Source organism: Paenibacillus sp. FSL H7-0735 (assembly GCF_038008505.1).
Lineage (GTDB): Bacteria > Bacillota > Bacilli > Paenibacillales > Paenibacillaceae > Paenibacillus_AQ > Paenibacillus_AQ odorifer.
The window spans coordinates 279,442-293,141 of sequence record NZ_JBBOZH010000002.1 but is presented as its reverse complement, the minus strand read 5'-3'; the positions used below and the strand labels follow the sequence as shown (position 1 = coordinate 293,141).

Here is a 13,700-nt window from a genome sequence, read left to right as displayed (position 1 = left end):
CTGCTGAGAGGAGAAAATGTTATGCAGAGTCTGGGGAACGATAGCGAGCTTGCGGTGAAGAAGGATCAGGAATATTTATGGCACAACATTACGCCTTATAGTGAAAAGAATCCGCCTATGATTGCCGCCTCGGCGAGTGGGTCGTGGATTACGGATATACAGGGCAATCGATTTTTGGATGGGATGTCTGGCTTATGGTGTGTAAATGTGGGATACGGGCGCAAGGAGCTGGCGGAAGCTGCTTACAATCAGTTGCTGACCCTGCCTTATTTTCCTCTGACACAAAGTCATCTCCCGGCGATTGCGCTGGCGGAGAAGCTGAATGAATGGCTCGGAGACGACTACGTGATCTTCTTTTCCAATAGTGGATCGGAAGCCAATGAGGCTGCTTTCAAAATGGCACGCCAGTACCAGCAGCAAATCGGCCAGCATTATCGCCATAAATTCATTGCCCGTTATCGTGGATATCACGGCAGTTCGCTGGGTGCATTATCTGCAACAGGCCAGGCCCAGCGCAAATATAAATATGAACCGCTGGCGGGTGGGTTTCTGCATGTAGCTCCCCCGGACAGCTATCGCCGCCCGGCCGGGATGACTGTGGAAGAATTCAACCTCCAGTGTGCACAGTCCATAGAGGATATGATCATCTGGGAAGGCGTGGAGACGGTAGCTGCGGTGATTATGGAGCCTGTAATTACGGGTGGTGGCGTCATTGTACCGCATCAGGTTTATTTGGATCGGGTGCAGGAAATCTGCCGTAAGCACGGTGTGTTGCTCATTATGGATGAGGTGATTTGTGGATTCGGACGTTCTGGACGTAAGTTTGGTCATCACAACTTTAATGTGAAGCCTGACATCGTAACGATGGCTAAGGGACTGACTAGCGCTTATCTTCCTTTATCCGCGACTGCTGTTCGTAAGGATATCTATGAGGTATTTAAGGACAATAGCGATGACTATGGCCATTTTCGCCATGTGAATACTTTTGGTGGCAACCCTGCCTCCTGTGCGCTGGCGCTGCGTAATCTGGAGATTATCGAGCAGGAGAAGCTGGTGGAACGTGCGGATCTTTTAGGTAACAGAATAAATACAGAATTTACCGAGCTGCTTGATCACAAGCTTGTAGGTGATGTCCGCAGCTTTGGTTTGGTGACAGGGGTTGAGCTGGTTGAAGACAAGGTCAGTAAGAAGCCGGTTGATCTGAATATTGTGAAAGGAATTATTGCCGAATGTAAGTCCAAGGGGCTTATCATCGGCAAAAATGGCGATACCGTAGCTGGGTTCAACAATGTGCTTACCTTCGCCCCGCCGTTATCCTCCACGGATGAAGATATAGAATTTATTATCGATACCTTTAAATCTGTGCTGAACGGGGGCTAGGTAAAGTGATTTTGTCTGGATATAGAAATTGGTAAGCGCGCAGGGCGACTTGAATGGAGATCCGATTCTCTGGCTGCATGAAGTCTTCACCCAGTAGCTCTGTTATTTTGTCCAGGCGATAATAAAGTGACTGTCTGACAATGAATAAGTTTCGAGCGGCAATTTGTTTGGAACCATCATGATCCAGATAAACACGAAGGGTAAGCAGCAGCTCGCTGCCTTTGGTTTGGTCGTGGTCGATTAGCGGGCCGAGATAACTGCGAATGAAGTTCTGCAACGTTTTTCCGTCATTTAAGCTCAACAGCAACTGGAATACACCCAGCTCTTCATAGAAGAGCAGTGACTTCTGGTAACAGGAGTATAACGACAATGCCTGTAGGGCTTCCTGATAACCGGAATAGGCTCGTTTTAGGCGCTTATGTGATTTACTGACTCCAATGACGAGCTGCAAATCCTTGAGTTTCTCATCGGAGCGGATGTTCTGCAGGGCCTCAAGTGCTTGTTGAAGTCGCATTTTGCCAGGCATTTTTGATTGGATGTCGAGGGCGATGACGGTGAGGCGATTGTTCTTAAGGGTGATCAGCGGACGTAAAGAATATTTCTCAAAGATGGAACGCAGGATGAGCGAAAGGTGGAAGGTGATGGACTCCCATTCGTTCTCCGAGCTGTTCCATTTTACATCTCTGGGGTTCTTGATCTCTATAAGGCATACACGGTAAGGGAGCTCGTTGACCACATTGAAATTAGAGCCTATCAGGCCCTTTAAGCGGTTATCATCTTCGATGCGGCCATTGATCAGCTCGTCGACCCATAGATTTTCTGAAAAAAGCTTGCGCTCCTCCATATACCGGGTTCGCAGCAGCTCCTGAGCAATGGACAAAGAGGCGGAATCCAGCAGCAGACAGTCGAATTCCTGTGGTTTGTGATTGCATACCATCAGAATGTAAGCCCAGGTCTGATCCAGCGCACCTACAGGCTTGAGCGCGATGGTCTTCTGTCCATATTCCCGGATATAGGGGGCAGCGTCAGGTTGAATTCCTTCCAGCTCGTCGCCGAAGGCGGTGAAAAAATTCAGCAATGGAGCCTGCTCTTCCGGCGAAAGGGCCGGGAAAAATAAGGGTTTGCCTTGCAGCTGCATATAGACAATTTGTGTGCGGGTGCTTTTGCACAATAATTGCAGCACTTTCAGCGTTCCTTGTGAAGTTAAGGTCAGACGGTGGAATTCACGTGAGATTTTTTCAAGTTCTTGGAGCATCCGGTGATGCCGGTTGATGATAATCGAATGAAGATCCAGCGTGATATCTACGAAACGAACCGTGCGGGTGAAGATGATTAGCGGAAAGTCATGCCTATCGGCTAATTCGATCATCTCTTGCGGGATGGTGCTGAAATACGTACCTAACTCAATACATAGGCAAGCTGCATTTTTGTCGATCAGGTTCTGCATAAACTCCAAGGAGGAAGGGAGATCGACACTTGCACCAATCCCCGTAGTCAAAATCATTTCTTCGCCATGAATCAGAGTCTCGAAGTTGGCACTTTCCAGCACATGCACCCAGCGAATGGCACGGCTTAGGCCGCTTTTCCCGCCGATCACCTCGGCTTCTGTGAATAGTGGTCTTTTTAAAGCGTCACGAATGGTTAATACAAGCTCCCAGTCCATAGTTACTCCCCCTCGATCTTCTGCGCTCCGGCCTTCGGTTAATGCCCTGTTATTCTCAGCCTATTCTCACACGTAAAAAATACAGTTTTGAAATTAGACAAAGTGTCTAATGCAACGAAAATTCGAAATGACTATAGTTTGATTAACGGATGTCAGTATATATAACCTAATCAGGGAGAACGTTGAGAGATAATTTCTGTTAAAGCTTATATTACTACAATAATTAAAAGATGTAAGCAAAATATTCAGACAAAACTTGAAATAATGTTATATTATATAACACAAATATGAAAAATTACCCATAAGGAGGGACTAGTGATGGAGCATTCTTCTCCGTTAACAGCATTTACACCTGATATGTTCATGCGTAATTTCGCCGAGGCTGAGCCGCCTCTGACCCATAAAGGTGCCATGGATGAGTCCAATCGCTGTCTATATTGCTACGATGCCCCATGTATAAAAGCATGTCCGACCAGCATTAATATTCCCTCCTTTATCAAACGGATCGCCACTGACAATCTGAAAGGCTCGGCACAGACGATTATGGATTCCAATCCTGTGGGTGCCAGCTGTGCTCGTGTTTGTCCTACAGATGAGCTGTGTGAAGGCGCCTGTGTGTTAAATGATGCCTCGGCGCCGATCCAAATCGGACTGCTGCAGCGTTATGCGATAGATTGGGCGATGAACAGCGGAGTTCAATTATTTAAGGCTGGCATTCCTAATGGGAAAAAGGTAGCCGTTATCGGCGGTGGTCCTGCGGGATTGTCAGCGGCTAGGGAACTCGCTCGTGAAGGTTTTGCTGTTGTGATCTACGAAGCGAAGGCGTTAGCGGGTGGGCTGGATACACATGGGATTGTATCGTTTCGGCTCCCGCAGTCTGTATCTCTTTGGGAAGTAGAGCAGGTAGAGAAGCTGGGTGTGGAAATACGTACAGGTGTGAAAGTCGGAGTAGATGTTTCTGTAGATGAGCTGAAGTCGAATTATGATGCCATCGTTTTGGCAGCGGGTATGGGTTATGTGCCTCCAATAGGGATTGAGGGTGAAAAAATGGCTGGAGTTTATGATGCTATTGCGCTCGTAGAATCCACTAAGACGGGCATTCCTCTACTAGAGCTGATGGGTCAGCGGGTCGCTGTCATTGGTGCAGGGAATACGGCTATTGATGCAGCGACTTGCTCAGTGCGGCTGGGAGCCACCAATGTGAAAATGGTCTACCGCCGGACCCGCGAAGAGATGACGGCTTATGACTTTGAATATGAATTTGCGAAGCAGGAAGGTGTGGAGTTCAACTGGCTTACCTTACCGAAACGTATCGTGGGTGATGGGCTTGGGAATGTAACTGCACTGGAATGTGTGCAGATGAAGCTGACGGAGGAGCTGGGCAAAGATGGGCGTCCAATACCTATGCCGATCGAGGGTTCTGAGTTCTTGATTCCTGTAGATGCAGTTGTAATAGCTATTGGTCAAAAGCGTCGTCTGGATCTAATAGATTCCTTAGGTCTTATGCATGACCGTGGGGTTGTGAGGGTGAATGAGGTCACCTGCCAAACCTCCGATCCGCAGATTTATGCCGCTGGGGACATCATATTTGGTTCAGGTAAAGGCGAGGCCATGGTTGTATCAGCGGCACAGCAGGGAAAAGATGCAGCCCATGCGATTGTTAAACAATTCTCAGGCCAGCAGGAGGTCGTTGTTAGATCTGCGGGCTGAGCGTAGAAATCATATTGGATTTTACATGACAGGGAGGGAACATCAATGGCAGATTTAAGTATTAATCTCGCAGGAATCAAATCACCGAATCCGTTCTGGCTGGCCTCCGCGCCGCCTACGAATACAGGTTATCAAGTGCAGCGGGCCTTTGAAGCAGGTTGGGGCGGGGCGGTGTGGAAGACGCTCGGCGATCCGATCATTAATACCTCATCGCGTTTTGCGGCAGTAAATTTCAATGGGCAACGGGTTGCGGGCTTTAACAATATTGAACTGATCACCGACCGTCCGCTTGAAGTTAATCTGAAGGAAATCTATGAAACGAAAAAAAGATTCCCGAATCATGCGATTATAGCCTCCCTGATGGTAGAACCAACGCAGCATAAATGGCATGAGATTGTTAAGCGGGTAGAGGATGTGGGTGTAGACGGTCTGGAGCTTAACTTTGGCTGTCCGCACGGGATGGCTGAGCGTGGAATGGGCGCTGCTTCGGGGCAGCAGCCTGATCTGGTGCAGGCACAGACCACCTGGGTAAAAGAAGTTGCGACGACCCCGGTGATTGTGAAGCTGACGCCTAATATTACGGATATCACCGTCGTTGCCCGCCATGCGGTTAAGGGTGGAGCGGACGCGATTAGTATGATCAACACGATCAACAGTCTTGCTGGTGTAGATATTCATAGCTGGAACACCATTCCGAATGTTGGAGGTCAGGGTGCGCATGGCGGTTACTGCGGGCCGGCTGTGAAACCAATTGCGCTTAGTATGGTGGCCGAGTGTGCCCGTGACCGGGGAGTCGGCATTCCTATCTCCGGTATTGGAGGGATTTCGACCTGGCAGGATGTTGTTGAATTCATGCTGATGGGTGCTACGGGCATTCAAGTATGTACAGCGGTCATGCATCATGGCTTCCGGATTGTGGAGGAAATGATCGATGGCCTGAACAACTATTTGGATGACAAAGGTTTGGCTTCCGTAACAGAGTTAATCGGTAAATCGGTATCCCGTTACTCCAACTGGGGTGATCTGGATCTCAACTATAAGGTCGTTGCCCGTATTAATGAGAACAACTGCATTAACTGTAATAAATGCCATATTGCCTGCGAAGATGCTTCGCATCAATGTATTGATATGTTAACTAATGCAGATGGGAAAGCTATTCTACAGGTCCGCGAGGAAGATTGTGTAGGTTGTAATCTTTGTTCTATTGTCTGTCCAGCAGACGGCGCGATCGATATGGTTCCAGTCGATACCGGGGCAGCCCCACTGACCTGGAACCAGCGGCAGAAAGTGATCGGGAGTTTGAATGGCACCTATTCGGAAGTGGAGGTGGTGTAAGGATGAAAAAGATTATTAAAAATGGCATCATCGTTACCGCAGCAGATACTTATACAGGCGATGTGGCGATTGAAAACGGGGTTATTACGGAGATTGGCCTTCATTTGGATGTCCCTGGTGCAGAAATTATAGATGCCTCGGGGTGTTATGTTTTTCCTGGAGGCATTGATCCACATACGCATCTGGATATGCCTTTTGGCGGCACGGTTACAGCTGATGATTTTGAGACGGGAACCATTGCAGCTGCATATGGCGGAACGACCACTGTCATTGATTTTTGCTTAACCACCAAAGGACAACCGCTACAGCAAGCCGTAGATAGATGGCATCATAAGTCGCAGGATAAAGCGGTGATTGATTACAGCTTCCACCTTATGGTCTCAGAATTAAACGATAAAGTACTGGGTGAGCTTCCGGAGATAATTGAGAATGAAGGCATTACCTCGCTCAAAGTATTTATGGCTTATAAGAATACTTTTCAGGCGGATGACGGCACACTTTTTAAGACCCTTCAAGCCGCGAAAAAAGAAGGTGCGCTCGTTATGGTGCATGCGGAGAATGGAGATGTCATTGAATATCTTGTTGAGCAGGCCTTGGCCGCAGGCAACACTGATCCGATCTTTCATGCGCTGACCCGCCCGCCGGAGCTGGAGGGTGAAGCTACGGGACGCGCAGCTTATCTAACCGAACTGACAGATTCTCAGCTGTATGTTGTACACGTGACCTGTGCGGAAGCCGCTTGGAAGATTGCTGAAGCGCGTAAAAAGGGACTGCGCGTATACGGTGAGACTTGTCCACAGTATTTAGTGCTGGATCAGACGGCGCTGGAAAAGCCTAATTTCGAAGGTGCCAAATACGTGTGGTCTCCGCCCCTGCGTGAGCAGTGGAATCAGGATGTTCTGTGGGATGCGCTATGGAGCGGCAGCTTGCAGACGATTGGCTCCGACCAGTGCTCGTTTGATTTCAAAGGACAAAAGGATCTGGGGCTTGGCGATTTCTCCAAAATCCCGAACGGTGGGCCGACCATCGAGGACCGGTTTACGATTCTATATTCGGAAGGTGTGCAGAAAGGCCGGATCTCATTGAACAAATTCGTAGACATTATTGCTACCTCTAGCGCCAAGCTGTTTGGCTTGTATCCGCAAAAAGGCACGGTCGCAGTAGGTAGTGACGCTGATCTGGTCATTTTTGATCCTTCTGTAGAAAGAACCCTTTCTGCGGACACGCACCATATGAACGTAGATTATAATGCGTTTGAGGGCTTTGAAGTGAAGGGAGAGCCTGTTTCTGTTCTCAGTCGAGGTGAATTTGTTATTCGTGACAAACAATTTGTCGGCAAAGCAGGTTCGGGAAAATATTTGAAACGCAAACGTTTTGCAGCGGAGGCTCCTCTTCCTTCTAAGGCAGAAATCAGCGGAGGTGTAGTCTAATGTCTGCTTTTGCGGAATATGCCAAAGAACAGCAGGAGATTGATGGGCTGCTTTTTAAAGGGTATACGATTGCCGGCATCCAAGAGGATTTGGACGGTGCCCGAATAAAGTTTGTCAGAGGGGAGCCGGCTAAAAGCTCGGTAGAGCTGTTACTGCTCACAGCGGATGCCCGTAAGTACGTGACAACCCTTGTGGTTGCGGGGTTGAGGGCGGAAGGTGAGCAGGCGGGTTGTTACAGTGGAGAGGTTTGAAGGGAATGGAATTGAAAGCTGAGTAGTGAGCCCACGTAGGATAGGGAACTTGCCGCTCGGCTTTTTATTGTGCCCATGAAAGGGTGCGAGGAGATAACCTACCTGAAAATAGCCGATTATCGTCTCGGAATATACTTTTTGGGGAAATCCTCCCTAAAAAGTAGCTGATTAGGGTCCCAAAATAGACGTTTTAGGGAAAATATCCCTAAAAATCAGTGAAATATGCCGATTTTGCTCAAATTCGCTGAATATTAGGGAAGTTTTCCCTGATTTGCAGTTATAGGCACCTGACAGTCCAAAAATCAGGGAGGATTTCCCTAATCTATTTCTTCTGCTGCTGCTGCTCACGCTCTATATACTCATGCCGTAATATGGACATGATATGCAGAGATTCAAAATGTCCCTCAACCTTTACACAATCACGAAGAGTCCCTTCCAGTGTAGAGCCGCAGCTTTCATAGACATGGCGAGCCCTGTGGTTGTGATCTCTAACATCCAACCATAGCCGATGCGTCTCGGTGTGCTGGAAGATCCAGTCGCTCACGAGATGAAGCGACAGTTTGCTATAACCAAAGCCCTTGGAATGGATCACGATTCTTTTGATACGAACGGTAAGATGAGTATCTTGAAGTCCTGTTACGATGATATAGCCGACTCTTTTCCCGGAGCCCTCCCAATTTGTAAGGTGCAGGATATCTGGATCATGGATAGCCGTAGAGTGCTCCTCTTTACTCCATTGTCCGATATAGGCACGATTAAGCTCACTTTGTTCAATGGCTAGAACGAACGCTAAGTCCTGCTCGGTGGTAGTTTATAGATCCAACGTTTCTGAATGAATGATCATAACCTTATGCACTGTAGGAATGAACGCAACTTCGTGTATAATTGAGACCAAGTGTTAAGAATTCCAATCGGATGAGGAGATCAGCTGGTTATGTATTTTCTTGATATTATGTCTTGGCTGACAGAGGATAATCTGCGGCATCTGCTGGAACAATATCGTTCGTTTGGGCCCTTTCCGGGCATTGCGTTAACGTTTATGAAATCATTTATACCACCGCTACCAACTATTGCGATCGTAGGGCTAAATGGGGCCGTATATGGTTTATGGTTAGGTTTTTTGTATTCTTGGATCGGTCTGGTTGCAGGTTGTGTGACTACCTTTTGGATTATCCGCAAAGTAGCCTCCCATCGTTATTTACGAAAATGGGCAGCGCGGCCCAAAGTAGCCAAAAGCATGACATGGGTACGGCAAAGCGGATTTAGCTATGTTTTTCTGCTTAGTATATTTCCGGTAGGGCCTTTTGTTGTGATTAATATGGCAGCGGGGCTTGCCGGGATGAGGTTCCGTTCGTATCTTCTTGCGCTCACGGTGGGCAAAGCGATTATGGTATTCGCAGTTTCATACATTGGCAACGATCTGGAACGTTTCATTCGCCAACCGTGGGAGATTATCTATGTTCTGTTGTTTATCGGGCTGTCGTTATGGGGAGTCAAAGCCATCGAAGCGCGTTTTGCTAGAACAGCACAGGATGGGAACAAGATAGCTTAGTATAGTGTCAGAATTAACTTGAATTCCTAAATCTAAATAGAATAAAGGAGGAAATGATGATGAAATATCGTAAGCTTGGCAGTACAGGAATGAATGTCTCGGTGATTGGCCTAGGGACTTGGCAGTTTGGCGGAGAGTGGGGCAAGGATTTCACTCAGGCTGAAGTCGATGCCATGCTGGATAAGGCTGGGGAGCTGGGGATTAACCTGATTGATACGGCAGAATGTTACGGAGATCACTTGTCGGAGAAGTTCATCGGGGATTATCTGGCGCGCCGCAAACGCGAGAACTGGGTTGTAGCTACGAAATTTGGCCATCATTTTCAAGGGCATTTGCAGCGGGAACAGCTATGGCGTGCTGAGGATGTGCTTAAGCAGCTGGACGACTCCCTACGCGCACTCCAAACAGAGTATGTCGACCTCTATCAATTCCATTCCGGAACGGATGAGCAGTTCGATAATGATAAGCTGTGGAGTATGCTCGACAGACAGAAGCAAGCCGGTAAAATCCGTCATTTAGGCGTGTCGATCAGTGCATCGGGCTCGGGGGTGCATCAGACCTCTGCGGCAGCGGATGTGCAGGCAGAGGCCATACAAGTAGTATATAATCGGCTGGATCGTCAACCTGAAGAAGAGATTCTTCCGCTGTGCATCGAGCATCAATTAGGTGTGTTAGCTCGCGTTCCGTTAGCCAGTGGTTATTTGAGCGGCAAGTATAAGCCAGATGCGATTTTTGCTCAGGGTGATGTGCGAGCGAACCATAAAGAGGATGTGAGACAAAAGCAGCTGCGCGCAGTAGCAGAAATTGCTGCCAATGAAGTGCCATCAGGTCTGGATATGGCGCAGTGGGCTTTGGCTTGGTGCCTCCAGCATTCCGCAGTAACCAGTGTAATTCCGGGCTGCAAAAATGTAGAACAAGTCATCTCCAATGCCAGTGCTGCCGATTTGGACATGGTGAAGGGCAACGTGTGATAAGTTAGAATGTTACACGGTGAAGAGTTCTTGGAGCTTCATCTCGGGTGAATGCTTCACGTAGATATGATTCCAGCTGTTCGTGGAAGTATCGTAAAGATAGTCCTGCTTCCATTGCTGGACATGGGTCGCAATACTCCTTACAGCGGATACAATTCTCTCTACTTCCTGATTAGTCATAATGGGATGTAGAGAGATGCGAATCCACCCTGGTCTGAAGGATTGGTCGCCGCTCATGATTGCTCCGGCAATCTGAGCGGATTGCGTCCACCCTAATCCGAGCAGGTAATGTCCGTATGGACCTGCACAAGAGCAGCCGCCTCGAGCTTGTATGCCGAAACGGTCATTCAACAGCTGGACAGCAAGGTTGTAATGAATATCGCGCAGTGTAAAAGAGACGATTCCATGACGTTCTGTATGATCTCCGGCCAGCAGTGAGCACTCCGGTATGTCGCTGAGTCCTGCCAATAATTGCTGACACAGCTCGTGCTCTCTCATCACCATATATTGACCGTTTCCATTCATCTGCTCCTTCAGCTTCACGCAAAGTGCCGTGCGAAAAGCCTGTAAAAACCCCGGTGTTCCCCCGTCTTCCCGCATCTCAATCGCATTAGTGTAGCGGCGTCCTCCCCAAGGGTTGACCCAGGCTACTGTACCTCCACCCGGTTCGTCAGGAATACGTCCATTGTTCAGCGCTTCATCAAAGATTAGAACGCCGTTTGTGCCCGGCCCACCCAGAAATTTATGCGGAGAAAAAAAGATCGCATCAAGCTTCTCCAATGGGGATGGTGGGTGCATATTGATAGGCACGTAGGGAGCACTGGCGGCAAAATCCACAAAACACACGCCCCCATGACGATGCATAGCAGCCGCTAGCTTTGCGTAAGGCGTCTGAATTCCAGTCACATTAGAACAAGCTGTAAATGAACCAATCTTGAAACGGCGATTGGGGTATAATCGCAGCTGGTCTTCAAGCTGCTGGGGGTCAATATTTCCGTCCTTTCCGGCGGGAATGGTAACGACGTCACCAAGCCCCTCCTGCCAAGGAAGAATATTGGAATGATGCTCCATATGGCTGGTGAAGATAACGGGGCGATCTTCCAGCGCGCGGTTATTATGTTCCTGTAGCCATTCCGGGAGCCTTAATCCCATGATACGTTGCAGCTTGTTCACGGCTCCTGTTGTTCCATTGCCGCAGAAGAGCAGTACATCCTGAGGGCCGGCATTTACATGGTTCTTAATGATTTGGCGAGCTTCATTATAAGCCTGCGTCATGATTAGTCCGGTGGTGTTGGAATCTGTATGTGGATTGCTGACGTAGGGACCGAAGGCTTCCTGCAACTTGCGTTCGATCGGTTCATATAGGCGTCCGCTTGCGGTCCAATCGGCATACAGAAGCGGTTGTCTGCCATATGGGGTGGTGATCTGATGCCGAATGCCGATGGTGTGACCACGAAAAGTATCAAAATGGTCTTGTAATGAAGCGGGCGTCTCTGCAGAAGAGGCGTGGATGATGTTTAGCACGGATATTCCCTCCAGCCCGTACGCCGTCAGTGCTAAGTTAATGGGGTGTATTTTCGGCGTGCCAGTAGTTTCTATGGCAACAGTATATGCCTGCATGGGGGATTGGGTTAAAGCCTAGTCAGACTTTAAATAAATAACTGTACATCACTTTCTAAAGCATCTTTTAAATATGCCGCAGCATCGATGATTTCGACCTCTGGCAGCAGTTCCTCGGGCTTAAAGCCCATGATCTCCACAGAAAGCTTGCAGGCATAGAATTTGATGTTTTTTTTACGAGCCCCTTTTAGAAAATGAATCAGCTTCGGTGCGCCTTGTTCCTCCATCATTTCCTCCAGCATCATTCGTCCCAGCCCGCTAAAGTTCAGATGAGAGAGCGGCAGCTGCCCAGGGCCCTTCGGTGTAATAACATCCATCAGCTTCTCGTAGATACTCTTGTCCTCAAGGGTCATTTTCTCCGGATCACGCACCAAAAATAGACCCCAGAATGAAAAAAACATAGTAACCTCGACATCGATATCTCTTGCGGCATTCGCTAGGATCAGTCCAGCCATCGCTTTGTCGTATTCCCCACTGAACATTAGCAGATTGATTTTTTTGCTCACCCTGATAATCCTCCCGTTACTTTTATTAGAATGTCATTAGTATGGTTGTGGTGGGGAGAACTATGCGAAGAAGCTTTCTGAAATTATAAAAAAAAGCCCCCTTTCGGGAGCTTGAGATTTACTAATGTACTTCAGGATCTTTAGATTCTGGATCTGCATTGCGACTGATGTCGTAATAACGGGCGGACAGCCAAATAGCTCCGGTAAATAACACGATGAGTCCAAGGACGATAGAAAAGCGCCAATCGCCTGCCTTGAAATTTAATTGAAGCACCGTTAGTACCAGTGAAACTTGGGTCCAAACCAGTGTTCTTTTGCGAAAAGCCGCAATATCGCCAACCATCTTCGGGATATTCCGAATGATCAGATAGGCAATAACTGCGAGAATAAGGGCGAAAATAGCAGTTACCGCTAATTCAGAAGAGGACAGGACATGCATAGTCTCAGCATCCTTTCGGCTTGCAAAAGTATTAGTTTCAGATCAGAACAATTTCTATTTTTTGAAGATGCCCAGCGGAGCTCCAATCGGTAAGAAGCTGCGGCCGAAATGAGCGTTTAGCACGGATGCTCCACATCCGTAAAGGGACACAATACCAATACCAAGCTCAGCACAAGCAGCAAGCTTATGGAAGAATTCTGGAGCGATCCCAAAGGAATCAAAGGTTAGTCCGATAAAAAGAAAATCTATCAATACAAAAATGATAAGCAGAACTCTATTTGCCTCAACGGCACCAATCGTCATAAAGAGTGTGAAGATCAAGTAACCCAAAAATACAAATCCGAGCTGCTTAGGATCTACAGCCTCCGCAAGCGTTGGACCAAATACGCCAAGCTTGATCAGCCAGCTGCTAGCCATGCCGAACCAAAAGAAAGCGTAGGCGCCAAAGGCGGTCATACCAAAGGTATTGTTGTGCTTAGCATCCTGAATGGCGGCGAATAGCTGCGCGAATGCTCCCAGGAAGATAGCCCAAGGAATAACATAGCTAAGTCCTGTTGTAAATTCAAGCTTCTGTGAAGAAGCGACCAATGTGACAATAGCCAGTCCGAATAGCCCGATGGCGCTAGGGTCGGCAGTGACGATTTTGACAGATTGGGTGTTAGGGGATTGCGCTGACATGACAGTAAAAGCCTCCATTATTATATATAGTTTTACGCTCTTAAAAACAGCCCGTAAGGGGCGCTGTTCATAGGCTTGCCTATCATATCATATCGGTATGTGCTTGCCTATAAAACAACACTCATTTTTTGTCGTAAAATAGGGGTCCTGCGTGAAATAAGGAAT

The 13,700-nt window shown here is 48.0% G+C and carries 13 protein-coding genes; 7 read left to right on the top strand and 6 right to left on the bottom strand.

All coding sequences use genetic code 11. From position 1 onward, the window contains the following. Window positions 1-21 precede the first annotated feature (21 nt). A complete protein-coding gene (locus NSS82_RS28910) occupies window positions 22-1,380 on the top strand; it encodes an aspartate aminotransferase family protein (RefSeq protein WP_076272925.1) in 1,359 nt (452 codons plus the stop codon). Here the strand turns inward: NSS82_RS28910 and NSS82_RS28905 are convergent. Continuing rightward, a complete protein-coding gene (locus NSS82_RS28905) occupies window positions 1,355-3,043 on the bottom strand; it encodes a PucR family transcriptional regulator (protein WP_076140684.1) in 1,689 nt (562 codons plus the stop codon). The genes NSS82_RS28910 and NSS82_RS28905 overlap by 26 nt on opposite strands. Window positions 3,044-3,361: 318 nt before the next feature. Between NSS82_RS28905 and NSS82_RS28900 the strand changes: the two genes are divergently transcribed. The 4 genes from NSS82_RS28900 to NSS82_RS28885 are packed head-to-tail and all read left to right on the top strand — an operon-like array spanning window position 3,362 to window position 7,769. Beyond that, complete coding sequence (locus NSS82_RS28900; RefSeq protein WP_076272924.1) at window positions 3,362-4,753, top strand: NAD(P)-dependent oxidoreductase; 1,392 nt, start codon at window positions 3,362-3,364, stop codon at window positions 4,751-4,753. A 45-nt stretch (window positions 4,754-4,798) separates the two neighbouring features. Next, window positions 4,799-6,088, top strand: a complete 1,290-nt coding sequence (gene preA / locus NSS82_RS28895; protein ID WP_076099706.1) for an NAD-dependent dihydropyrimidine dehydrogenase subunit PreA — start codon at window positions 4,799-4,801, stop codon at window positions 6,086-6,088. 2 nt (window positions 6,089-6,090) lie between these two features. Next, window positions 6,091-7,518, top strand: a complete 1,428-nt coding sequence (hydA, locus tag NSS82_RS28890) for a dihydropyrimidinase (protein ID WP_076272923.1) — start codon at window positions 6,091-6,093, stop codon at window positions 7,516-7,518. After that, window positions 7,518-7,769, top strand: coding sequence for a hypothetical protein (locus NSS82_RS28885; RefSeq protein WP_051491218.1), 252 nt, complete (start codon window positions 7,518-7,520; stop codon window positions 7,767-7,769). Before hydA ends, NSS82_RS28885 begins: the two co-directional genes overlap by 1 nt. Before the next feature lie 322 nt (window positions 7,770-8,091). On the opposite strand, the gene NSS82_RS28880 is transcribed toward NSS82_RS28885, so the two are convergent. Continuing rightward, window positions 8,092-8,478: a GNAT family N-acetyltransferase gene (locus tag NSS82_RS28880; protein WP_340961267.1), complete on the bottom strand. Its 387-nt coding sequence runs from the start codon at window positions 8,476-8,478 to the stop codon at window positions 8,092-8,094. A 225-nt stretch (window positions 8,479-8,703) separates the two neighbouring features. Between NSS82_RS28880 and NSS82_RS28875 the strand changes: the two genes are divergently transcribed. After that, window positions 8,704-9,321, top strand: a complete 618-nt coding sequence (locus tag NSS82_RS28875; RefSeq protein ID WP_036682051.1) for a TVP38/TMEM64 family protein — start codon at window positions 8,704-8,706, stop codon at window positions 9,319-9,321. A gap of 59 nt (window positions 9,322-9,380) precedes the next feature. Beyond that, a complete protein-coding gene (locus tag NSS82_RS28870; protein WP_076272922.1) occupies window positions 9,381-10,292 on the top strand; it encodes an aldo/keto reductase in 912 nt (303 codons plus the stop codon). Between the two features lie 12 nt (window positions 10,293-10,304). Here the strand turns inward: NSS82_RS28870 and NSS82_RS28865 are convergent, their stop codons facing one another. The 4 genes from NSS82_RS28865 to NSS82_RS28850 form a co-directional block, all read right to left on the bottom strand. After that, window positions 10,305-11,816: an aminotransferase class V-fold PLP-dependent enzyme gene (locus NSS82_RS28865; RefSeq protein ID WP_036682047.1), complete on the bottom strand. Its 1,512-nt coding sequence runs from the start codon at window positions 11,814-11,816 to the stop codon at window positions 10,305-10,307. Window positions 11,817-11,941: 125 nt separating this feature from the next. Beyond that, complete coding sequence (locus NSS82_RS28860) at window positions 11,942-12,418, bottom strand: DsrE/DsrF/DrsH-like family protein (RefSeq protein ID WP_036682046.1); 477 nt, start codon at window positions 12,416-12,418, stop codon at window positions 11,942-11,944. A gap of 121 nt (window positions 12,419-12,539) precedes the next feature. Beyond that, entirely contained in the window at window positions 12,540-12,857 is a 318-nt protein-coding gene (locus NSS82_RS28855) for a hypothetical protein (RefSeq protein WP_051491217.1), read from the bottom strand. Window positions 12,858-12,911: 54 nt separating this feature from the next. Next, window positions 12,912-13,535, bottom strand: coding sequence for an acetate uptake transporter (locus NSS82_RS28850; protein WP_036682044.1), 624 nt, complete (start codon window positions 13,533-13,535; stop codon window positions 12,912-12,914). Window positions 13,536-13,700 lie beyond the last annotated feature (165 nt).

Coding starts and splice junctions, on each gene's coding strand:
- NSS82_RS28905 (WP_076140684.1), bottom strand. CDS start 3,043: ATGGACTGGGAGCTTGTATTAACCATTCGTGACGCTTTAAAAAGACCA.
- NSS82_RS28885 (WP_051491218.1), top strand. CDS start 7,518: ATGTCTGCTTTTGCGGAATATGCCAAAGAACAGCAGGAGATTGATGGG.
- NSS82_RS28910 (WP_076272925.1), top strand. CDS start 22: ATGCAGAGTCTGGGGAACGATAGCGAGCTTGCGGTGAAGAAGGATCAG.
- preA (WP_076099706.1), top strand. CDS start 4,799: ATGGCAGATTTAAGTATTAATCTCGCAGGAATCAAATCACCGAATCCG.
- NSS82_RS28855 (WP_051491217.1), bottom strand. CDS start 12,857: ATGCATGTCCTGTCCTCTTCTGAATTAGCGGTAACTGCTATTTTCGCC.
- NSS82_RS28870 (WP_076272922.1), top strand. CDS start 9,381: ATGAAATATCGTAAGCTTGGCAGTACAGGAATGAATGTCTCGGTGATT.
- NSS82_RS28900 (WP_076272924.1), top strand. CDS start 3,362: ATGGAGCATTCTTCTCCGTTAACAGCATTTACACCTGATATGTTCATG.
- NSS82_RS28850 (WP_036682044.1), bottom strand. CDS start 13,535: ATGTCAGCGCAATCCCCTAACACCCAATCTGTCAAAATCGTCACTGCC.
- NSS82_RS28875 (WP_036682051.1), top strand. CDS start 8,704: ATGTATTTTCTTGATATTATGTCTTGGCTGACAGAGGATAATCTGCGG.
- hydA (WP_076272923.1), top strand. CDS start 6,091: ATGAAAAAGATTATTAAAAATGGCATCATCGTTACCGCAGCAGATACT.